The organism is Stenotrophomonas sp. TWI1151 (assembly GCF_039673135.1).
Classification (GTDB): Bacteria; Pseudomonadota; Gammaproteobacteria; order Xanthomonadales; family Xanthomonadaceae; genus Stenotrophomonas.
In genome coordinates this window covers 203,838-224,075 of sequence record NZ_JBDJLA010000002.1, presented here as the reverse complement: position 1 = coordinate 224,075, position 20,238 = coordinate 203,838, and the positions used below count along the sequence as shown (strand labels likewise).

General features: G+C 66.6%; 19 protein-coding genes. 5 read left to right on the top strand and 14 right to left on the bottom strand.

Going from position 1 to position 20,238, the window contains the following annotated elements:
• Positions 1-479 precede the first annotated feature (479 nt).
• Entirely contained in the window at positions 480-3,986 is a 3,507-nt protein-coding gene (locus ABE422_RS05135; RefSeq protein WP_346465370.1) for an autotransporter outer membrane beta-barrel domain-containing protein, read from the bottom strand.
• Positions 3,987-5,249: 1,263 nt separating this feature from the next.
• Here ABE422_RS05135 and ABE422_RS05130 point away from each other — a divergent pair.
• Positions 5,250-5,822, top strand: coding sequence for an Ax21 family protein (locus ABE422_RS05130; protein WP_313212642.1), 573 nt, complete (start codon positions 5,250-5,252; stop codon positions 5,820-5,822).
• 342 nt (positions 5,823-6,164) lie between these two features.
• Here the strand turns inward: ABE422_RS05130 and ABE422_RS05125 are convergent, their stop codons facing one another.
• From ABE422_RS05125 to ABE422_RS05105, 5 genes are all read right to left on the bottom strand, one after another.
• The gene (locus ABE422_RS05125) at positions 6,165-7,190 is read right to left on the bottom strand and encodes an NAD(P)H-dependent glycerol-3-phosphate dehydrogenase (RefSeq protein ID WP_121044455.1); all 1,026 of its coding nucleotides are present in this window, start codon (positions 7,188-7,190) and stop codon (positions 6,165-6,167) included.
• A 17-nt stretch (positions 7,191-7,207) separates the two neighbouring features.
• Positions 7,208-7,723 carry a protein-export chaperone SecB gene (gene secB, locus ABE422_RS05120; protein WP_019184891.1) on the bottom strand — a complete coding sequence of 172 codons (516 nt, stop codon included), beginning with the start codon at positions 7,721-7,723 and terminating at the stop codon, positions 7,208-7,210.
• Positions 7,724-7,828: 105 nt separating this feature from the next.
• Positions 7,829-8,266 (bottom strand): rhodanese-like domain-containing protein, encoded by a 438-nt coding sequence (locus ABE422_RS05115; RefSeq protein WP_121044459.1) that lies wholly within the window; start codon positions 8,264-8,266, stop codon positions 7,829-7,831.
• Positions 8,267-8,344: 78 nt separating this feature from the next.
• Complete coding sequence (locus tag ABE422_RS05110) at positions 8,345-8,779, bottom strand: hypothetical protein (RefSeq protein WP_121044462.1); 435 nt, start codon at positions 8,777-8,779, stop codon at positions 8,345-8,347.
• A gap of 30 nt (positions 8,780-8,809) precedes the next feature.
• Positions 8,810-9,280 carry a YiiD C-terminal domain-containing protein gene (locus ABE422_RS05105; RefSeq protein ID WP_026070058.1) on the bottom strand — a complete coding sequence of 157 codons (471 nt, stop codon included), beginning with the start codon at positions 9,278-9,280 and terminating at the stop codon, positions 8,810-8,812.
• 43 nt (positions 9,281-9,323) lie between these two features.
• Between ABE422_RS05105 and ABE422_RS05100 the strand changes: the two genes are divergently transcribed.
• The 3 genes from ABE422_RS05100 (at position 9,324) to ABE422_RS05090 (ending at position 12,555) form a co-directional block, all read left to right on the top strand.
• Complete coding sequence (locus ABE422_RS05100; protein WP_346482599.1) at positions 9,324-10,100, top strand: uroporphyrinogen-III synthase; 777 nt, start codon at positions 9,324-9,326, stop codon at positions 10,098-10,100.
• 109 nt (positions 10,101-10,209) lie between these two features.
• On the top strand, positions 10,210-11,187 hold the full coding sequence (locus tag ABE422_RS05095) for a hypothetical protein (RefSeq protein ID WP_346482598.1): 978 nt from the start codon (positions 10,210-10,212) through the stop codon (positions 11,185-11,187).
• A gap of 3 nt (positions 11,188-11,190) precedes the next feature.
• The gene (locus ABE422_RS05090) at positions 11,191-12,555 is read left to right on the top strand and encodes a heme biosynthesis HemY N-terminal domain-containing protein (RefSeq protein ID WP_346482597.1); all 1,365 of its coding nucleotides are present in this window, start codon (positions 11,191-11,193) and stop codon (positions 12,553-12,555) included.
• A gap of 177 nt (positions 12,556-12,732) precedes the next feature.
• On the opposite strand, the gene ABE422_RS05085 is transcribed toward ABE422_RS05090, so the two are convergent.
• Positions 12,733-14,028 (bottom strand): acetyl-CoA C-acetyltransferase, encoded by a 1,296-nt coding sequence (locus tag ABE422_RS05085; RefSeq protein WP_313219853.1) that lies wholly within the window; start codon positions 14,026-14,028, stop codon positions 12,733-12,735.
• A 92-nt stretch (positions 14,029-14,120) separates the two neighbouring features.
• Between ABE422_RS05085 and ABE422_RS05080 the strand changes: the two genes are divergently transcribed.
• Positions 14,121-15,008 carry a hypothetical protein gene (locus ABE422_RS05080; protein ID WP_070472014.1) on the top strand — a complete coding sequence of 296 codons (888 nt, stop codon included), beginning with the start codon at positions 14,121-14,123 and terminating at the stop codon, positions 15,006-15,008.
• 133 nt (positions 15,009-15,141) lie between these two features.
• Here the strand turns inward: ABE422_RS05080 and ABE422_RS05075 are convergent, their stop codons facing one another.
• From ABE422_RS05075 to ABE422_RS05045, 7 genes are all read right to left on the bottom strand, one after another.
• The gene (locus tag ABE422_RS05075; RefSeq protein WP_102788809.1) at positions 15,142-15,777 is read right to left on the bottom strand and encodes a superoxide dismutase family protein; all 636 of its coding nucleotides are present in this window, start codon (positions 15,775-15,777) and stop codon (positions 15,142-15,144) included.
• Between the two features lie 53 nt (positions 15,778-15,830).
• On the bottom strand, positions 15,831-16,397 hold the full coding sequence (locus ABE422_RS05070) for a superoxide dismutase family protein (protein ID WP_070473801.1): 567 nt from the start codon (positions 16,395-16,397) through the stop codon (positions 15,831-15,833).
• Positions 16,398-16,490: 93 nt separating this feature from the next.
• Positions 16,491-17,942 (bottom strand): nitrogen regulation protein NR(I), encoded by a 1,452-nt coding sequence (ntrC, locus tag ABE422_RS05065; protein ID WP_319624542.1) that lies wholly within the window; start codon positions 17,940-17,942, stop codon positions 16,491-16,493.
• Complete coding sequence (locus ABE422_RS05060) at positions 17,935-18,993, bottom strand: ATP-binding protein (protein WP_313211225.1); 1,059 nt, start codon at positions 18,991-18,993, stop codon at positions 17,935-17,937. The genes ntrC and ABE422_RS05060 overlap by 8 nt, the downstream gene beginning before the upstream one ends.
• An 83-nt stretch (positions 18,994-19,076) precedes the next feature.
• Positions 19,077-19,481 (bottom strand): hypothetical protein, encoded by a 405-nt coding sequence (locus ABE422_RS05055; RefSeq protein WP_346482596.1) that lies wholly within the window; start codon positions 19,479-19,481, stop codon positions 19,077-19,079.
• Positions 19,482-19,563: 82 nt separating this feature from the next.
• Complete coding sequence (locus ABE422_RS05050) at positions 19,564-19,914, bottom strand: VOC family protein (RefSeq protein WP_313211223.1); 351 nt, start codon at positions 19,912-19,914, stop codon at positions 19,564-19,566.
• 28 nt (positions 19,915-19,942) lie between these two features.
• Positions 19,943-20,236 carry an immunity 53 family protein gene (locus ABE422_RS05045; RefSeq protein WP_313219851.1) on the bottom strand — a complete coding sequence of 98 codons (294 nt, stop codon included), beginning with the start codon at positions 20,234-20,236 and terminating at the stop codon, positions 19,943-19,945.
• Between the last annotated feature and the right edge of the window lie 2 nt (positions 20,237-20,238).

Here is a 20,238-nt window from a genome sequence, read left to right as displayed (position 1 = left end):
CCCGTAGCCTTGTCGGTACTTGGCGCACCGCCGACCCAAGCGTGGAAGGCTTCCGCTGAGACACGAAGGCCCCCAAGTTGGGGCCTTCGTGTCGATCAGGCTCTCAGGCCCCGCCGCTCATAAGTAGCAGCTAGAGCGCCCGCTTTTGCACAGCGGGGCAATTGCTAATCCCTGCGTCACTGCGGGGAGCCGCCAGATGAGTGAGAGTCGGGACGTGCGGCGGGTCATCTCGGCAATCACATAAACATGCGCTTTTATGCGAAGGGGCGATGGATCCGGCGAGGCTGAAGCAGATGGAGAAGAAAAGTGCGATCAAAGCCGGTGTTTTCATCGAGGCGCAGTGCGGTGAGGTACTGCTTCTTGTATGACATCCTCAGGCGACGATCGCTGTAAGTCCAGAGCCGCCTGATGTCCACGGCAAACACGACGCGGGCTTGGTAGCGGCGCTGCAAACTCCCGACATGCGCTCTCCGTCTTCGTCACCAGTTCCAACGCATGCCCACCTTGCTGTTCCAAGATGTCTCAGCGCCGTTGAAGCTCCACGTGTAATCCACGTCCGCGAACAGGTAGCCGGTATCACTTACCTGCCACGTACCCCCCAGGCCGACCTCGCCCCAGCTGTCGCCGAGATCAGCCGTAAAAGGCACATACCCTGTCGCGCTGGAGAACTCTGTCCTGGGCGATCCGTTGAACTCGTGCCAGGCGTTCAGGCGAAGCCACGCATCGCTGGCCCGGGCGCCGCCGTTGCGGCCCTGGCCACTGCCGATGCGGTTGAGCCGGATGCCCAACCTGCCCACCGTGGAATCGCCGTCACTGTAGCGTACGCGCGCGATGTCATCGACCAGGTCGTCGACGTCCACGCGCTGCCAGATCACCTGCGCCTGGGGTCCGATTCTCCAACCGGTCAGATCTTCCGCGGTGTCACCCGAACCCAGGGCGAAGGGCCACCCGCCCTCCAACGAAAGAACCGTGCCATTGCCGTTGGTGAAGGTGTCGGGCAACCGTGTCGATCGCGCGCGCAGGTCATATGACGTGTATTGGGCCACGGCATCCAAGTAGCCGCCGCGGGCGTTGAACCCGGTCCAGTAGGCGCCGATCGTGCGGGCATCGAACTCGTCGCTGCCGGCGTGGAAGTCATGATCCAGGATGTTGTGGCGAACGTCTCCCTTGCCCTTGCCGTAGGCCAGGTAGCCACCTGCGTGCTGACGGTTGCCCTCCGAGTCGATGGAGCGGTAGAAGTCCAGCCCGATTTGAAGCGCTTGGAATCGGTAATCGAAGCCCGGGCCACGGTTTCCGTAGATTCCCTGGTTCCCGCCGTCCCGCTCGCCGTCGTGGGCCAGCACTCTCACCCATGCGCCATTCAAGCCGGTCCGGTCTTCGTCCAGATCGGTGCGCTGCCTCAGCAGGTGTTGGTCACCGACGCGCTCGTGCAGGGTGTCCACCAGCGCCCGGCCATACAGCGCGGACATGACCGGCAAGGCGGCGGCAAGCGACACCTCTTGCCGATATGCAGGCGTCGGTGGCACCGGTGGCATAGGGGGTGTCGGCGGCGGAACGGGCGGAGGGTCTGGCGGTGCCGGGCACGGCGGGACCGGAGCACCGGGGGCGGCGCAGTCGATTGTCGACCGCAGGAACCAGCTGTTCTGGTTGTCGGCCGAGCCGACGCCACTGGCACCTCCGCGGTAAAGGAAATACTCATACGGCCCGGCCACGACCGGGGCCGAAAGTGCGAATGTGTCAGCGGCTGTGGTCGCGTTGATCGCTTGGACCAACAAGATGCCGTCAGCGGCGGTAAGCGCGCCTACCCCGCCGGTGTTTCGCACCTGGATGGTGCCCGGCCCCGTCCCTGTGCCATCGAGGATGACCAGGCGATCAGAGGGCGAGTCATCGGCAGCGAGCCAAGCGTTCATCGCCAGCGTCCCATCGCCGGCATAGCGGTTCACGGTAAGCGTCTTGTAGCTGCTGGCCAATGTGGGTGAGCCGACAGGGGGAGCGAAATCGATCACGCTGGGGTCGTTGACCAGGTCGGTCAGCACCGACGAGCCGGTGAGGAACCACGTGCTGTCGATGAGCGTGACTGAGGACGTGCTGCCAAGGGCAGTCTGAGCGGAGCCTGTCAGCGTGGAGCGGGCGATGGTCAGGATGCCATCGGCCGCCGCGGAGCCGCCGGCAGCGGGGCCCACGTCCAGCCATTGCCCACTGCCACCTACCTGGGTATCGCTTAGATCAACCAACGCCCCAGTCCCGTCTATGGTCACCGTGCCGCCTTGGGCATTGCCCAGGCTCCCGCGGGCGAACCGGACTGAGGCATCTGCTCCCGTGAGCAACAGCGCAGGCACGGCAGCACCAGTAGCCGCAGAGTTCACCACCACGTTGGTCGCGTCCAGGGTTGCTGCATCGCTGACCTGGATTACCGGGGCGCCCGCCCCACCACCGCTGGCAGTCCCTCCACCCGACAGCACTGCGCTCGTGCCGCTGCCGTTCGCCGAGAGAGCGGTGCCGGGACCGGAGACGGCGATGCTGCCCGCATGGTTGAAGACAGCAGCATTGGTGAGGGAGATGCCGGTGCCCGTTGAGCCACTTGCCGAGACGGCCAATGACGAACCCCCGGCACCAGTAAACGTGCTTGCATCCAACTGGATGGCCGTCGCCGCGTTTTGTCCGACGCCTACCCGAAGCGTGCTCCCGGACTGAAGTTCGAAGGTGCTTGCGGCGATGCCGTTCAAGCCGAGATCACCGCCCGTGATGTCCGGAGTGCCCGGGCCAAACACGACGTCTCCAGAGTCGTTCCGAATGCCGACAGACCCTGCTCCGGTCGCAGTGATAGCACTGGTTCCATCGATGGTCAGGCTGGTGCCGTCATGCATCAGGGCACCAAAGCTGTTCGCGCCCGCTGAAACCGTCGTGTTCGTAAGGCGCCCGACAGCGCCCGTGGCCATGAACAGGCCCCAGCTTCCGGTGCCGACCTTGAACTGGCTGTCGGTGGCGGTGAGGCGGGCCGGTGCGAGTGCGCCATTGCCCCACCACCCCACGCTGTCATTGCCGAGCGTGATCGAGCTGCGGAGGACATTTGATCGGGAGCCTGCGATGGCGCCTGTGTAGGACCCGGCGAAGTAGTTGTAGATGCCGAGCGAGTAGCTGCCTGCGGTAATCGTGCTGTCGGTCAGGTTCAACTCGGCCTCGCCCCCGACCAACGCTCCACGGGTCCGGCCGGTGCCAGCGATTCCATCGCCCAACGTGACGGTCATGTTCGACGCATTGATCTGGCCCAGAGCACTTTGACCCGGCAGACCGCCCCCAGGTCCGGAGTTGGTGATCTGGAACGCGGTGGCCAACGTGGTGGGCAGGTTGACCACCGTGCCGTTGGCGTTGACCACACCGCCTCCGAACGCCGTCAGCGCTGCGAGGGTCATGGTCGGCGAGTAGGTGTTGGCGGGATTGAGGCCCACTACCGTCCCCGCCCCCAGGTTGAGCACGCCCCCCGTGGTCGCGATGGCGTTGGCCAGGGATTGGGGTGCCATGTAGATCGTGGTGTTGGTGAACGTGCCGGTTGCGACCGCATAGGCGCCATCTGGCCCACTGAACACGGTGATTGGGCTGAAGAAGCCCGCGCCGCCGGTCGGTATCTCGGCCACGATGTTGTAACCGTTGAATGTGGCCGTGGTGCCATACCCCACCCGGACCACGTCCCAGGTCGTCCCGGGGATTGTTGCATCGGGTAGCTCGTGAGCGGCTCCATCGCACAGCGATACCACGCGGGGGGTGGTCTGGATGCCTTGACAGCCAACCCCCTCTGACGGTGCGGTCAGCAGCGTCGTTCCCGACAGCGTCGGCAAAGGCTCCAAACCATCGTCCGGGGGCGGGGCCGCGAATGTTGCGTAGCTCATGAAGCACGCGGATGCCAACGCGGTCAGCCGCAACGCCTCTCGAGAGCGCCCCCGGACATCCCCCGTCCCTATTGCCATACCCATCGGCTTAGATGACATGTCGAGCTCCACTTGGGAACATCGAGTCTATTTTTGCCTCCCGCCACGCGCATCCGCACAACTGCCGGTTATTCGCCAGTATGTTTACTGATTTCCGGTGTGCCAACCAGCTCCTACACGCCACTCAGAGACGAATCGTGAGCACCCTAGCCATGATAACGATCCCTAATCACCCACGACGACCGCATATCCGCTTTCGGCCAAGAGACGACGTGCACAAGATTTGGCTCAGTAGGAACAGTGACGTAGATCAAGTGCAAGTTGAGCTGGTTCGCGGATCCCCGCCCGCCGCCCGCCGCCCGCCGCCCGCCGGGGAGGATCACTGGTCAGAGCGACAGGCTCACTGGTAATGGTTCGATTTTCGCCACGAACTCAGTGACGATGCAGCCACCCTGCCCGCAAAAGTGGCGCGTTTGACCTGTTGAGTGTGCTATTTCTTCACGATGTAGCTATAACGCCCGCAGTTGTGCGCCTTTGCCTTCGGTAACATTGTCAGTGGCTGAGCTATGAGGCTGGAGCTGTTGTCCGGTCTCCAGTCACTCGCAATGAATACCTTGCAATGACCAGGCTACCTGCTCTCGCCTTTTTAGCGTAGCGGTTGCTCGAAATGAATTCGGCACCTGCCAAGCCTACCGAACATGGTCCTTCGTTGATTTGGGCTGCACCACTCTCATTGAGGCAGAGGCAAATGGAGAACTTGAGCACCTTTGCTCAGATGAGCATCGTTGCTGGCATCGTCTTGTCGTTTCCGGTTTCTGTAGTGATCGTGGTCCTACTGGTCGTTCGCTCATATAGCCGGTCCGAAGCAAGTCGCCCACCCAAGCGCAGAAGACGACCGCGGCGACGCGCTAAAGCGCGTTATGCGACAAAGTGGCCTACGAAAGCTGCTAACGATGATTGAAGCTGCCGCGTCCACTCATCAGGAGCCTCGATGGAGCAAACCACTGCAGCGGCCAGACCAGCCATGTGGAGCTTGCTCAAACCTAGGGCAGTAGCAAGCCCGCGTTCAGGCTAGGGTTCGCTCCCCCATAGTCTGTGCAGGCTCGCTCCCCCATAGTTTGTCCAATCCGCACGAACTATGGGGTCATGGCTAAGATCGCGTCGGCAAAGTTCCCTGGAATGCCCTTGTATTTATGTACTGCTCAGTTTGATATTCAGGGCTAATTGGGGTGACTAACGGATAATTCACACCTGTCGCCAGCAGCGATTTCCCCTCCCCTCTGCTGGCGGACAAAACCAAAAAATACAAAGGTGTCCCCGAAAATGAAGACTTCCCTGCTTGCTCTGGGTCTGCTGGCTGCACTGCCGTTCGCTGCGTCGGCAACCGACGGTCTGTCGTACAACTATGTTGAAGGCGGCTACGTGAACACCGATGCCAAGGGCGGCGACGCTGATGGTTGGGCGGTGAAGGGCTCGGTCGCCGTGGCGCCGAACTTCCACATCTTCGGTGACTACAACGCGCAGGAAACCAAGCGCGGCAGCAACGATGTGGACCAGTGGAAGGTCGGTGTCGGCTACAACTACGGCATCGCCCCGACCACCGATCTGGTCGCCCGCGTTGCCTACCAGAAGTTCGATCCGAAGCACGGCCTGGACTTCAACGGCTACTCGACCGAAGTCGGCGTGCGCAGCGCGTTCACCCCGAACTTCGAAGGCTACGTGATGGCCGGTTACGAGGATTACAGCAAGAAGCACGGCATCAACCCGGACGGCGAGTTCTACGGCCGCGTCGGCGCCCAGGCCAAGCTCAACCAGAACTGGGGCCTGGCCGGCGAAGTGAAGCTGGCCAAGGGCGGCGACAAGGAATGGTTCGTCGGTCCGCGCTTCACCTGGTAATACGCGATACGCAACACCGCGGTACGTTGTTGGATGGCGCGGTCTCTCTCCCCTGCGCCATGAAGCCCGGCTCACGCCGGGCTTCACTTTTACAGCAGCCGACCAACGGTCGGCTCTACCTGCACGGCCGTCGCGGTTTTTTTGCGGTTGGCATGGCGACACCCTCGTCGGTACGCCACGAAACAACCCGGCCACGTGCCGGGTTGTTTCGTTCTGGCGTGGCCCAGCGCCCGACCCATCCGCCGTCGCGCCTGAAGGGACTCAGAGCGCGCTTCATGCCTGCAACGCGGATGGAAGAAGAACCCAAAAAAAACCCCGGCGTCTGCCGGGGTTTTTCGTGCCTCACTTGAACAGCGTGTCCGGATACTCCGGCTTCTGCTCGCGTGCCAACAGCGCACGCAATCCTTCTTCCGGCGTCTGCTCACCGTGCAGCACCGCGCGCACGCGGTCGGAGATGGGCAGGTCGATGCCGTGACGGCGCGCCTGGCGCATCACCTCATCAGCGGTCTGCACCGACTCGACCACCTGGCCGATCTCACGGACCGCATCGGTCAACGTCTGGCCACGGCCCAAGGCCAGGCCCAGGCGACGGTTGCGTGACAGATCGCCGGTGCAGGTCAGCACCAGATCGCCCAGCCCGGCCAACCCCATCAGGGTCTCCGGCTTGGCACCGATCGCCGCGGCCAGCCGCAGCATTTCGTTGAGGCCACGGGTGATCAGGCCGGCACGGGCGTTGAGGCCCAGCTGCATGCCATCGGCGACGCCGGTGGCCACGGCCAGCACGTTCTTCATCGCACCGCCGAGCTCGGCACCGACCATGTCATCGCCGGTGTAGGCGCGGAACGCCGGACCGTGCATGGCATCGGCCACCTGCTGGGCGAAGTCCGGCGCGTCACCGTGCACGGTGATCGCGGTCGGCAGGCCCTGGGTGACCTCCTTGGCGAACGACGGACCGGTCACCACCGCCAGCGGCACGTCCGGCCCGAGGACCTCACGTGCCACTTCGTGCAGGAACCGACCGGAGCCGGGCTCGAAGCCCTTCGTCGCCCAGGCCACGCCGGCATCGGCCGGCCGCAACGGTGCCAGCGCACGCACGGTTTCACCGAAGGCGTGCGAGGGCACCACCACCAGGATCCAGGCAGCGTCCTTGACGGCAGCAGCCAGATCGGTGGTCGCGCGCAGCGACTCGGGCAGCGGAATGCCCGGCAGATAACGGGTGTTCTCGTGGCGCTGGTCGATGGCCTCGACCATCGCCGCATCGCGCCCCCACAGCACGGTCGGATGACCGTGCCGCGCGAGCAGGCTCGCCAGGGCGGTGCCCCAGGAGCCGGCGCCGAGAACCGCGATTTTGTCTGCGTGGTTGCTCATCCGTACTGCAGCGCCGATCAGGCGTTGCCGGCCGGCTCGGAATCGGCGAGCGAGGTTTCGCCCTGTTCCTGGCGCTGGCGCAGGGTTTCGGCGTACAGGCCTTCGAAGTTGATCGGCTGCAGGAAGAACGGCGGGAAGCCGCCGGCCTGGATCAGCTCGCTCACCAGCGAACGCACGTACGGGAACAGGATGTTCGGGCACTGGGTGCCGAGCAGCACGTCGATCGACTGCGGGTCCAGGCCGACCAGGCCGAACACGCCGGCCTGCTGCACTTCGGCCACGTAGGCGGTCTTCTCGCCGGCCTTGCAGGTCAGGGTCACGGCCAGCACGACTTCGAAGGCGCTCTCGCCCAGGCGCTGCACGCGCTGGTTCAGGTTGAGCTGCAGTTCCGGCTGCACGGCGTCATTGAAGACGGCCGGAGCGTTCGGCGATTCGAACGAAACGTCCTTGACGTAGATCTTCTCGACGGTGAACGAGGGACCGGTTGCGGCGTCGACCGGCGCGACAGCGCCGTTGGTGTTCTCTTCGGACATTTCCTGTTGCTCCAAAAATGAATGCTGTAAAAACGGATTGTTACATGCCCTGCGATGGGGGCGCTGTGCGCCGCGTACAAGGCGTGCGCTGCAATCCGATGGGGATCAGTTGCGGCCCTTGACCAGCGGCAACTCGGCCTGCTGCCACGCCGGGATGCCACCGTCGAGCACGTTGACCTGGGTGAAACCGGCCTTCTTGAGCGCCTTGGCGGCCGTCTCGGAGGCATTGCCACTGCGGCACACCAGCACCACCGGGCTCTGCTGGGCCTTGGCGACCAGCTTGTGCTCCGGACCGAACTGCGCCGGCTGCACGTTGCGGCTGCCCGCGATATGGCCCTTCTCGAAATCGCTGCTCGAAGACAGATCGACCACGATGGCGCCACCGGCATTCATCAGCTGGGTCAGTTCGGCCGGCTTGAGCGACTTGAAGCCGCGGAACAGGCGGCGGACTTCGGTCACGATGATGGCCACGGTCAGGCCGACCAGGGCCATCGACAACATCGGGTTTCGGCCGGCAAAGGCCAGCAACTCTTCGTAATTCACTAAGATCACGGGTCGATAAGCGGGCGCCGATTGTCGCACATGCGGGCGAATCGGCGTCCAGCCCCGTGCGGGCGGGGGTCAGCGTTCCTGCCAGAGGTCCGGCAGGCCGTTGGCCTGGAGCCAGCGCTTGCCCTCGGCGTCCCAGCGCCAGATCTCCCGGACCCGTACCGTCCGCTCGGACTGGGTGTTGTTGTTGATCACCCGCACCTCGGCGTTGCGCCCGACCCGGCCATCGGGCAGCGGCACGTTGTCGCCGGCGCGATAGCTGGAGATCTTCACCTGCTCGAAGCGGCGCAGTTCCAGGTCGGTCATCGGGTGGGCACGGGCATAGTCGGGATCCAGGTACGGCAGCGCGTCCTCCACGGTGCCCCAGCGCATCGTGGCGTCGTACTTGACCTGGGTCTCCTCCAGTTCCTTGCGCTGCTTCCTGGTGGTCTTCTGCTCGGCAGCCAGTGCGCTCACGCTGGTCAGCGCGAACAAGGCGATCAGCAGGATCTGAAGCGTACGGCGCATGCGAATTCCCCAATAGGCAAGGCGCCCATCCTACCGCCTGGCGAAGGCCACGAAACGGCCGCTCAGTTCCGCCGCGGCCTTGTCGCCCTCGCCCGGCTGGCGGGCGGTAAGGCTGATGCGGGCCTTGCCGCGCTGGGCGAAGGTGGCCAGGAAGCTGTCCCAGTCGGTTTCCGCATCGGCCTGGGCCTGTGCGTGCAGATCGCCATAGACCGGGGCGAGGTAGCGGATATGGCTGTCGGCGACGTAGACATCCGCATCGAACCCGGCCAGGCGCAGGCGCAGGGTCACCAGCGCCCACCCGGACAGGGTCAGGGCCGAGGCCAGGCTGCCACCGAAGGCATTGCCCTTGTCGTTGACGTTGGCCGCCAGCGGAGCGTGGATGTGCAGGACGCCATCGCGGTAGTCGTGGACCCGGATCTGCATGGCCGCCACCGGCGGCATGGCATCCAGGACATGCTGCAGCGCGGACAACTGCGCCGGCAGGGAATCGGTTGCGGACATCTGGCTGATCACGTCACATCAAAGGGCTCGCATAATGCCCGCAATGAACACCGAAACGAAAGTCGCGCCCTGGACCCTGATCTCGCTGCGCCCGCGCGGCCAGCATGCGCCGCTGCGGCGTGCGGCGAAGGCGGCGGGTGCCCACCTCATCGCGCTGTCGCCGTGGGCGCTGCAGGCCCAGCGCGATACTGCCGCCCACGCCGACCTCACCGCCGCGCTGGCGGCCGAGCGGGTGGTCTTCAGCAGTCCCGCCGCGGTGGAGGCCGCCGCGCGCCTGGTGGATCTGGCCGCACCCCACCCGGGGCAGTGGCTTGCCCTGGGCGCCGGCACGGCGGCGGCGCTGCACCGCCAGGGCGCGCAGGACATCGCCGCACCGGCACGGATGGACAGCGAGGGCCTGCTTGCGTTGCCGGCATTGGCTGACCTGCGCGGCCTGCGCGCGGGCCTGGTCACCGCCCCCGGCGGCCGCGGGGTGATCGCGCAGACCCTTGAGCAACGTGGTGCCCAACTGCTGCGCGCCAACGTCTATGCGCGCCAGCCGCTGCCGCTGGCCCCGCGCACCCTGCAGCGCCTGCGCCGTGCGGCCATGCCCTGGGTGCTGGCGCTGAGCAGCGGCGAGGCCCTGGCGCTGTTGCTGGCGCAGTTGCCCGACGATCTGCAGGCACCGCTGCGCGCGGCCACCGTGGTGGCCGCCAGCGAGCGGCTGGCCGCACAGGCGCGCGCCGCAGGCTTCGGGCAGGTGCGGGTCGCCGCCGGGCCGATGCCGGCACAGTTGGTTGCGGCTGCACACGCCGCGCTCATCCCGCCCGCATCTTCCTGAACCGGGAACCGGGGCGGTCTTGCAGGGGCCTTGGGCGGCGGGCGATGCTGTGCGCCACGTCGCTCGCCAGCCAAGCGGATTGCCCGGCGCGCGCGACAAGGATGCCCGTATGAATGACCCTGTTTCGCCCCCCTCTCCGAGCCGCCCCCTGCGCTGGATCGTGCCGATCACGGCGCTTGTCGTGTTGGCCGGCGGCGGCGCCTGGGGCTGGACGCAGTGGCAATCGCGACAGGCGCAGGAACGACTGCGGGAAGAGAACGACCAGCTGCAGGTGCAGGGCCTGCTGGACAGCGTGGAAGCACTGCGCCGCGACCAGCGTTCGACCTCCCAGCGCGTGCAGGACGCCGCCGCCACCAACCGCGTGCTGCGCGATGAAATGCTCGGCCTGAGCCAGCGCAATGCGCTGCTTGAAGAGAACCTGGCCAAGCTGGCCGACAGCACCCGCCACGGCGCGCAGGCACTGCAGCTGGAAGAAGCCGAACTGTTGTTGAGCCAGGCCGGCCAGCGGCTGGCCTATGCCGATGACGCAGAAGGCGCCAAGCGCCTGTACGCGTTGGCGGCCGCCTCGCTGGACGATGTGCAGGGGAACGAGTATCTGAACCTGCGGCAGGCATTGATGCAGGAGCGCAATGCGGTGGACGCGCTCGGCCCCGGGGTGCGCGCGCAGACCCAGGCACGGTTGGCCCGGTTCGCCCAGGCCCTGACCACCCTGCCCGAACAGATCGACGCCCCCGCCGATACCGCTGGCGCCACGCCCTGGTGGCACCAGGTGCTGGCGCCGTTCGTGACCATCACCCCCACCCGCCTGCAGGGCCCGCTGACCGAAGCCGACCGCGTGGCCGCGTGGGATTCGCTGCAGCTGGAACTGACCTTGGCGCGGGCAGCGGTGGAGCGCGGCGATCAGCCGGGCTATCTCCAGGCGCTGGACCGCGTTGCCCTGTGGCTGCCGCGGCTGTGGCCGGATTCACCTGCTCTGCGCGAGCAACGTGCTGAACTGCAGCAACTACGCGCCTGCGAGCTGCGTCCATCGCTGCCCGAACTGGGCAGCACCCTGCAGCAACTGCGCTCGATGCGTAACGGGAGATAATCGATGAAGCCCTTTCAATCTCTGGTGGTCCTGCTCCTGGCCGTGGCCTTGGGCGTGATCGCCTCACAGTGGCTCGGCACCGAACAGCTGCGCCAGTTCGGCGAAGTGATCTACCGCTACGGCGGCACCGACTACCGCTCCACCGTGCCCCAGGTCGCCCTGATGGTGCTGGTCGGGCTGCTGGTGCTGTGGCTGCTGTGGAGTCTGCTGGCCTCGCCGTTCCGCGCCTGGGGCCGCTACCGCCGCAAGCAGGGCCGCGCGCGCCTGACCGAAGGCCTGCAGGCGCATGAACACGGCCACTGGCAGCGTGCGGAAAAACTGCTGACCAGTGCGGCTGAAGACAAGGAAGTGAGCGCTGTCGCCATGGTGACCGCAGTGCGCAGTGCGCAGGCGCGCGATGACGACGCTGCGGTCAATCAGTACCTGCAGCGCCTGGCCACCGAAGATGCCACCAGCCATGCCCTGCTGCTGGCCGAGCGCCTGCTGGTGCAGGAACGCCCGGTCGATGCGATCAACGTGCTGGACGTTGCCGCGATCCAGCCGCTGCCGCCGCGTGGCCTGTGGCTGCGCACCGAAGCGCTGGCACGTGCCGATCGCGCGCATGAGGCCTATGGCCAGCTGGGCGCACTGCGCAAGCAGAAGGTCCTGCCGGATGCAGCCGTGGCCGAACTGGAAGTCCGCCTGGCCGCACAGTCGCTGCTGGAAGCCGGTGACGTCAACGCGCTGGCCGCACAGTGGGAAGCCACGCCAAAGGCCCTGCGCAGCGATCCCGATGTCGTCTCCGCCTATGCGCTGCGCGCAGTGGCACTGGACTGGGACGAACCGGCCCTGCTCAACCTCGAACAGGCACTGGACACGCGCTGGGACGAATCGGTGGTGACGCTTTACGGCCAGATGCCGGTGGAAAAGCTGGCCACGCGCCAAGCCAATCTGCAACGCTGGTTGACCACGCAGCCCTCCAGCCCCGCACTGCTGCTGGCGCTGGGCCGCATTGCCGCCCGTCAGCGCCAGCACACGCTGGCCGAGGATTACCTGCACCGCGCGATCGCCGCCGGCGCCGGCCCGGCCGCGTGGGAAGCGTTGGGCGAGGTGTTCCTGGATCGCGGCGAGACCGCACTGGCCTCGCAGTGCTTCGCCAATGCCCTGCGCCAGCAGCGCGGCGACGACAGCGTGGCGCTGGCCCGTGCATCGGCCACCCCTCCGCTGGATCCGATCGTGCCCGAGCGCGCCACCATCGAAGAGCAATCACTGATGGGCGAACCGGCCCCGGTGCAGGATCGCCTGCACGTGGAACAGGGGCGCGTGCACGTCGAAGAAGATCGCCTGCACGTGGAACGCGACGAGTTCGGCAATCCGCGCCTGCCGTAAAGGGCGACGCGGCACCCGGTAGTGCCGGCCGCTGGCCGGCAATGCGGGGCCTCTGAGACGGTGTGGAGGAGCCGGCCAGCGGCCGGCACTACCAGAGCCCAATGGTGCACATCTCCGCCAGATACAAAAAAAGAAGGCCGCCCCGGGGCGGCCTTCTTCGTTCAATGCAGCCGGCGATCAGCGCTCGACGATCGCCACCACGCCCATGCCACCGGCGGTGCAGATCGAGACCAGCGCGCGACCACCGCCGCGTTCGGCCAGCTGCTTGGCCGCCGTGGCGATCACGCGGGCGCCGGTGGCGGCGAACGGGTGGCCGGTGGCCAGCGAGGAACCCAGCGGATTGATCTTGGCCGGGTCGATCTTGCCCAGCGGCGCATCCAGGCCGAGGCGGTTGCGGCAGTAGTCTTCGCTTTCCCACGCGCGCAGCGTGCACAGCACCTGGGCGGCGAACGCTTCGTGGATTTCGTAGAGGTCGAAATCCTGCAGGGTCAGGCCGTTGCGCTTGAGCATCTCCGGCACGGCGATGGTCGGCGCCATCAACAGGCCTTCGCCGTGCACGAAATCAACGGCCGCCACCTGCGAATCACGCAGGTAGGCCAGCGGTTCGTGGCCGTGCGCGCGCGCCCATTCCTCGCTGGCCAGCAGCACCGCCGAGGCGCCGTCGGTGAGCGGGGTGGAGTTGGCGGCGGTCAGCGTGCCGCGGCCGGAGACCTTGTCGAACGCCGGCTTCAGCGTGGCCAGCTTTTCCAGCGAGGTATCGGCGCGCAGGATGTTGTCGCGCTCCACGCCGCGGAACGGCGCGATCAGATCGGTGAAGAACCCGCGCTCATAGGCGGCGGCCAGCTTCTTGTGCGAGGACACTGCCCACTCGTCCTGCGAGTCGCGGGAGATGTTCCACTCCTTGGCCATGTCTTCGCAGTGGTCGCCCATGCTCTTGCCGGTACGCGGCTCGGCCACGCCCGGGAACTCCGGCTTGAGCTCGCTCAGCTTGAAGCCGCGGGTCAGTGCCTTGAGCTTGTCGCCGGTGCTCTTGGCGCGGTTGGCCGCCAGCAGGCGCGCGCGCAGCTTCTTGCCATAGACGATCGGCACATCGGAGGTGGTGTCCGAACCGCCGCCGATGCCCGAATCGATCTGGCCCAGCGCGATCTTGTTGGCCACCGCGATGATCGTATCCAGCGAGGTGCCGCAGGCGCGCTGCATGGTGATACCGGGGGTCAGCGGAGACAGGCCCGAGGACAGCGTGGCTTCGCGGCCGAGGTTCCAGTCGCTGGAGTGCTTGATCACCGCGCCCATCGCCACTTCGCCCAACTGCTGGCCGTGCAGGCCGAAGCGTTCGACCAGCGCACCGAGGGTGCGCACCGACATACCGAGGTTGCCGACGTCCGAATAAGCCGTGTTCTGGCGACAGAACGGAATGCGGACGCCGCCGAGGATGGCGACGGGACGGGCGTTGGGCATGGAGATACCTGGCATGGGAGGGGTGTCTGCAACATGGCCTGCACGAAGGAGCAGGCATAATGGGGCCAAGTGTAGCTGCCGCCCTGTGATGGGCCAACCGTGAAACCATGAGCAAACCCGACCACGGCATGAATGCCATTGGCGTACTGGCATTGGAACTGGCCGGCGGCGACGCCCCGCGCCATGCCGCGCTGTCCTCCGAACAGGCTGGTGAACTGGCCGAGCGCGTCGGCCGCGATCTGGCCAAGCTGGTGCCCGGCGTCAGCGGGCTGGACTTCGTGTTCGCCGGCGCCCATTTCGATCCGGCGGAAATCCTGCGCCCGGGCTGGCCGGTGCACCGGCGCCTGGAAGAACTGCAGATGCGCGCCCCGGGCCGCAACCAGGGCCCGCGCGTGCTGGCCTTTGGTGCCGGCGCCGACGGCGATGTGCCGTTGCCGTTCCAGGCCGATGCCAGCCTGACCGGTGGCGGCCTGCGGGTCGTCCCGTTCCTGCTGACCGGCACCGAAGTCGTCCAGACCCAGGCCGTGGCCGAAGCACTGGAAGAGGTGCTGCTGGCCCAGGGCATGGCGCAGGCCGATACCGCGCTGCAGGCGCAGAACGCCTTCGGCGCGCAGATCGAGCACGCCCGCTATTTCACGGTGAATGATCTCGCCGCGATGATGTCGATGCAGTACGACAACCAGGGCCTGGCGATTCTTTGGCCGCTGATCGAAACCGCGCTGATGGCACCGCACGTGGAAGAGTGGCTGGATGCCGCGCCGGAGCCGCTGCTTCGATACGCTGATGGCGAAGTGCGTATGGCGCTGTTCGATCCCGCCGGCTGGTGTGCGTACTACAACCACGGCACCGGCGACTGCGATCGCCTGCAGGGCATCTACGACCAGTACCTGATCCGCCAGCGGCAGATGGCCGCCGTGCTCGAAGCGCATGGCCTGCCGGTGCTGTTCGTGCATTGCGAGGCCGGACAGGACGCGCGCGAGCTGCTGGCGCGTTGACGGTAGTGCCGGCCGCTGGCCGGCTCCCTCGGGAAAATCGATATCGCTCATTGCAGCCACGCATGGCGTGGCTCTACCAACGTTCAAAAAAACGCCGGCTTTCGCCGGCGTTTTTCGTCAAACACGGCCCGGATTACGGGGCCGCTTTGATCACCGCACAGGCCAGGCGCGCACCGGCATTGCCGGTCGGCTGGGTCTTGTAGTCATCCGCGTCGGCATGGACGATCAGGCCGCGGCCGATGATGTCAAAGCCATCCCCCTTGCCGATGTTTACGTTGGTCGACACCGGGGCGTCGACCACGGCGTTGCCCTGGGCGTCGGCCTTGATGTTGGGCATGTCGCCGCCGTGATGCGGTTCGCTGGCCACGCTGCCATGGTCTTCCTGGCCCGGGTTGAAGTGGCCGCCGGCGCTGGCGCCGTCCGGCGCGCTGCAGTCGCCCTTCTCATGGATGTGGAAGCCGTGCTCGCTGTTCGGCTTCAGGCCGCTGACCTGGCCTTTCACGTGCACCTTGCCGTCAACGACGCTGAAGGTCACGGTGCCTTTGACGTCATTGCCCTGGGTGGCCGCGAGATCGGCACTGGCGGTGTGGTTGGCATGGGCTTCGCTGGTCATCGCCGGCGGTGCCTCGGGGGTCGCTTCAGCGGTCGGCTGGGCGGCAGTGGCTTCGGCGGCCGGGGTGGCTTCAGGGGTGGTGTCGGCCGGCTTGTTGCAGGCGGTCAGGCCGAGCGCGGCGATGGCAGCGAACAGCGTGGTGTGGATCAGGCGCATGTGGATCTCCTTGCGGGTAGCGTTGGTAGAAACGACGTCGTGGGAGGGCGCGATCAGCGCACGACCCGGATGACGCCGCAGGCAATGCGGGCGCCGGCGTTGCCGGCCGGCTGGCTGCGGTAATCGTCGGCGTTGGCGTGCACGATCAGTGCACGCCCGGCGATATCGGTGGCTGCGCCGCCGCCAAGCGTAACCGCTGGCAGGCGGATGTCGACATTGACGCGACCCTGCGCATCGGCGCGCAGGTTGTCCATGTCACCGGCGTGATGCGCACCGGCACTGTTGCGGCCGTGCGGCTGACCGGCGGGATTGAAATGCGCGCCAGCGCTGCTCGCGTCGACCGCACTGCAGTCGCCGCGCTCATGCACGTGGAACCCGGCCACCTGCAGCGGCTGCAGGCCACCGATGACCCCGGTGATGTGCACGCCACGGGCATCCGGCACCAGCGCCAGGCGACCACTGACCAGACTGGCCGAGGCCGGCGACAGGTTGGCCTCGGCCATCTGCGCGGTGCTGACCACCGGTACGACGGGGGCGACGGGGCGCGGCGGCGGTGTGCTGCCGCAGGCGGCCAGACCGACCGTGATCGCCGCAGCGAGGACGACATGGGAACTGCGCATGGGAAGACTCCTTGGTTGCAAACTAACCGTGTGCTCGTCCACAGGCCATGAAAGCGGCCCGGACATGGCGCACACGCGGTGTGGACATGCGGTTCATCCGCCGCGACGGCGGCCGGCGCCGAGCTTGCGGGTCAGGGTGTTGCGGCCCATGCCCAGCCGCGCGGCGGCCTCGGCACGGCGGCCGTGGGTGATCTGCAGCGCCGCTTCGAGCAGGGCCTGGTCGACCCGATCGCGCACCTGCGCGTGCAGGCCTTCGGCACCTTCGGCCAGACGCTGGCGCGCCCATGCCGAGAGCAACGTTTCCCACTGCCCCGGATCGCCGGCACTGCGCGAGCGCGGTGCGCCGGCACCGCGGTGCAGTGCGCTGTCCACATCGGCCACGCCGATGCTGTCGGCCGCGGCAAGCGCCGCCATGCGCCAGCACACGTTCTCCAGCTCACGCACGTTGCCGGGCCAATCGTGTTCGCGCAGCGCCTGCAGCGCCGCCGCGGTCAGCCGCTTGGGTGGCGTATCCAGTTTGCGCGCGGCCGCGGCCAGGAAGGTCTCGGCCAGTTGCGCGACATCGTCGCGACGCTCACGCAGCGGTGGCAATCGCAACCGCACCACATCCAGCCGGTGCAGCAGATCGGCGCGGAAGCGCCCCTGCGCGACCAGCGTTTCCAGATCCTGATGGGTCGCGGCGATCACACGCACATCGACCCGGATCAACTCGCGCCCGCCGACGCGGAAGAACTCGCCCTCGGCCAGCACGCGCAGCAGGCGCGTCTGCAGCGGCAACGGCATGTCGCCGATTTCATCCAGGAACAAGGTGCCGCCATTGGCCTGCTCGAAGCGGCCGATATGGCGACGCTGTGCACCGGTGAACGCACCCGCCTCGTGGCCGAACAGCTCGCTCTCCAGTAGTTCGGACGGAATGGCCGCGGTATTGAGGGCGACGAACGGCCCCTGCACGCGCGGCGACTCGTGGTGCAGCGCATGCGCGACCAGCTCCTTGCCGGTGCCGGTTTCGCCGTTGATCAAGACCGACAACGGCGCCTGCGCGAGGCGCCCGATCGCGCGGAACAGCGCGCGCATCGCCGGCGTATCGCCGACCAGCTGCGGACGCTGATCGGGCGGTATCGTGCTGGCGGTCTCGCTCGGCTCGGCCAAGGTGACATCCGGGGCCGGCAGGACGCGCTGCGCCAGGGCGACCGCATCGTCCAGATCGAATGGCTTGGACAGGAACTCCTGTGCACCGCCGCGGAAGGCACCTGCGGTGCTCGCCACATCGGTATAGGCCGACATCACGATCACCGGCAGCTGCGGATGCGCTGCCTTGAGCTTGTCGAGCAACACCAGCCCATCATCGCCGGGCATGCGGACATCGGTGAACAGCAGATCCGGCGGCGCCTGCTCGGCGAGCATCGCCAGCGCGGCAGCCGCACCGTCGAACCCTTCGACACGGTAGCCAGCCTCGCGCAGCGCGGTGCACAGCACGAAGCGCACCGCGCGGTCATCGTCGACCACCCAGACGCGCTGGGCGGTGGTGTCGACCTGGTCAGCCATGGGCGGCAGTGTCCTCGGCGGGGGTGCCCTGCCCGATCGGCAGCAGCACGGTGAAAACGGTATGGCCCGGGCGCGAGCGGTAGGTCAGGGTGCCGCGATGCTCGCGCGCGACCTGCTGCGCCAACGCCAGGCCCAGCCCGGTGCCTTCGGCGCGGCCGCTGACCAGCGGCAGGAACAGATGCTCGGCCAGGTCTTCGGGCACGCCACGGCCGTCATCGGCGATTTCCAGCCGCAGCGCCAGCGGATGCAGTTGATCGGTGATGCGCACGCCGTGCTCCACGCGCGTGCGCAGCGTCACGGTGCCCGCACCGGCCTGGATCGCATTGCGGACCAGGTTCCACACGGCCTGGGTGAGGCGGTCCGCATCGCCATCGAATTCGGGAATGCTGGGGTCGTAATCGCGCTGGATCCGGACCGCCCAGCCACCCTCGCTCTCGGCCAGGCGCAGGACGCGTTCCAGCGAGGCATGAATGTTGAGCGGTGCATGCGGCGCGGCCGGTGCGGGTGACAGCAGTTGCTCGAGCAGGCCGTTCAGGCGTTCGATCTCCGAGCCGATCAGCTCGATCAGTTCACGCTCGTCCGGATCGCGTTGCGCGTTGCGGCGTGCCAGCAGCTGGGCCGCGCCCTTCAATCCCGCCAGCGGGTTGCGCAGCTCATGCGCCAGGCCCTTGAGCGCGGCACTGAGCGCGCTGGGCAGCGCCTGGGTGGGGTCCAACCCCGGGAATTCATCGACCGGATGCGCCTCCAGCAGCCAGCCGCCCTCGTCCCAGCGGCTGAGCCACCCCTCGGCAAAGCGCGGCGCATCGCCCGGCAGCGCCAGGGCCAGCCGGTGCAGGCGCAGGGTGTCGCGCTCATCGCGGGCCAGGAAGTGGGCCAAGGCGTCGCCCTGGGCCTCCAGCGAAGCCAGCGGCTGGCCCAGCAGGCGGCGCACGCTCACGCCCAGCCAGCGGGCGAAGGCCGGATTGCAGCCCACCACACGGCCGCTGGCGTCGGCCCAGGCGACCGGAGTGCCGAGGGCGTCGAGGGCGGGAGGCGGGAGCGTGGTGGTCATTGCACCAATGTAGTGCAAAACGAAGGTGGGTTGAGCGTAGGAGGACTGTGGACGGAGTAGATCGCCGAGAGATTCAGGTCAAATCAAACGGTGCCGGAGTGCTGCTTCAGTGCGTCTACCAAGTCCGCCTCGAGCCCGGCAACTGTTCCGTAGATCCCATTGGCCAAAAGCACCAACTCGTCTTCGAGACCATCGAACGCATAGTAGACATCCTCCGGAAGCTGCGTCGCACGCGCCACCTGCATGGCGGTCCGGCACGTGTCCAACGCCGAGCGCTGACCGGACTGGAACTGCGCCAGCAAGTCCTCCAGCAGCCAGCGGCCGGCGGCTGGCCAATCGGCATGGGCCGTAACGGCTTGCAGCGCATCCAGAGCTGCATTGCGGTCATACGCGGTGGCGATTTCGATGATCTCGATGGCCGGCGTATCGCGTGCTTCGATCCGGGCGTACGCCCATTCCCGGCTGGCCTCCTCATCCAGCACGCCCAAGACCAGTCCAATCCGGAAGAAAGCGCAGGCCGTTGCGTCGTCTGCGACATCTAGAGAAGTTGTGTGCATGGTCAGTCTGTACCTAGACATGCTCCAGGATATTTACCAGCTGGCCCAACGGATCCCGGACATGGAATCTGCGGACGCCCCATGGTTCGTTGGCTGGGCCATACGCGATGGGCAAGTTCGCCGCCTGGACCCGTCGGAGCGCTTCGTCCACGTCGTCCACCTCGATGGAAAGATCGGGAACCTCGGTACCGGATCCGCCCTCGGCCGCGACACTCACCTGGACGTTCATGTCGGCTGACCCGGCGTACGTGCGGATCCAGCCGTGATCCATGACCAGTTCCAGGCCGAGGATGTCCCGATAGAAACTGTCCGCGGCGGCCGGATCGGACGCGGCGATGTTGGCGATGATGCGTTTGACTTTCATGAGTCCTCCCGGCAATTGATCGCTAGTGCTAAGCCTCAGCCCAACTGAGAAATACACCAAGCAACTCAGTCAGGTTCCCGGCACCACCGCTCGCTACAAACTGCGACTTCTCAACCGTGCAGATAATCCAGTCGGCATCATCTTCCGAATCCCCGCGGCTGATTGATGCAAAGGGCTTTTGCTCAAGCTCCGTCTCGATGAGATCAATGCTGACGTGCCAGCCGGGGTTATCAAGGGTCTCGATAGTGACCCCGAACGTATGCTCCCAGTCCTCATTGCACTGCATTCGATACCAGTGCTGGAGTCGCTGCAGTTCATCCATCG

Excerpts from the sequence above, each read along its gene's own strand:
- ABE422_RS05135 (WP_346465370.1), bottom strand. The coding sequence starts at position 3,986 with ATGTCATCTAAGCCGATGGGTATGGCAATAGGGACGGGGGATGTCCGG.
- ABE422_RS05130 (WP_313212642.1), top strand. The coding sequence starts at position 5,250 with ATGAAGACTTCCCTGCTTGCTCTGGGTCTGCTGGCTGCACTGCCGTTC.
- ABE422_RS05125 (WP_121044455.1), bottom strand. The coding sequence starts at position 7,190 with ATGAGCAACCACGCAGACAAAATCGCGGTTCTCGGCGCCGGCTCCTGG.
- secB (WP_019184891.1), bottom strand. The coding sequence starts at position 7,723 with ATGTCCGAAGAGAACACCAACGGCGCTGTCGCGCCGGTCGACGCCGCA.
- ABE422_RS05110 (WP_121044462.1), bottom strand. The coding sequence starts at position 8,779 with ATGCGCCGTACGCTTCAGATCCTGCTGATCGCCTTGTTCGCGCTGACC.
- ABE422_RS05105 (WP_026070058.1), bottom strand. The coding sequence starts at position 9,280 with ATGTCCGCAACCGATTCCCTGCCGGCGCAGTTGTCCGCGCTGCAGCAT.
- ABE422_RS05100 (WP_346482599.1), top strand. The coding sequence starts at position 9,324 with ATGAACACCGAAACGAAAGTCGCGCCCTGGACCCTGATCTCGCTGCGC.
- ABE422_RS05095 (WP_346482598.1), top strand. The coding sequence starts at position 10,210 with ATGAATGACCCTGTTTCGCCCCCCTCTCCGAGCCGCCCCCTGCGCTGG.
- ABE422_RS05090 (WP_346482597.1), top strand. The coding sequence starts at position 11,191 with ATGAAGCCCTTTCAATCTCTGGTGGTCCTGCTCCTGGCCGTGGCCTTG.
- ABE422_RS05085 (WP_313219853.1), bottom strand. The coding sequence starts at position 14,028 with ATGCCAGGTATCTCCATGCCCAACGCCCGTCCCGTCGCCATCCTCGGC.
- ABE422_RS05080 (WP_070472014.1), top strand. The coding sequence starts at position 14,121 with ATGAGCAAACCCGACCACGGCATGAATGCCATTGGCGTACTGGCATTG.
- ABE422_RS05075 (WP_102788809.1), bottom strand. The coding sequence starts at position 15,777 with ATGCGCCTGATCCACACCACGCTGTTCGCTGCCATCGCCGCGCTCGGC.
- ABE422_RS05070 (WP_070473801.1), bottom strand. The coding sequence starts at position 16,397 with ATGCGCAGTTCCCATGTCGTCCTCGCTGCGGCGATCACGGTCGGTCTG.
- ntrC (WP_319624542.1), bottom strand. The coding sequence starts at position 17,942 with ATGGCTGACCAGGTCGACACCACCGCCCAGCGCGTCTGGGTGGTCGAC.
- ABE422_RS05060 (WP_313211225.1), bottom strand. The coding sequence starts at position 18,993 with ATGACCACCACGCTCCCGCCTCCCGCCCTCGACGCCCTCGGCACTCCG.
- ABE422_RS05050 (WP_313211223.1), bottom strand. The coding sequence starts at position 19,914 with ATGAAAGTCAAACGCATCATCGCCAACATCGCCGCGTCCGATCCGGCC.
- ABE422_RS05045 (WP_313219851.1), bottom strand. The coding sequence starts at position 20,236 with ATGGATGAACTGCAGCGACTCCAGCACTGGTATCGAATGCAGTGCAAT.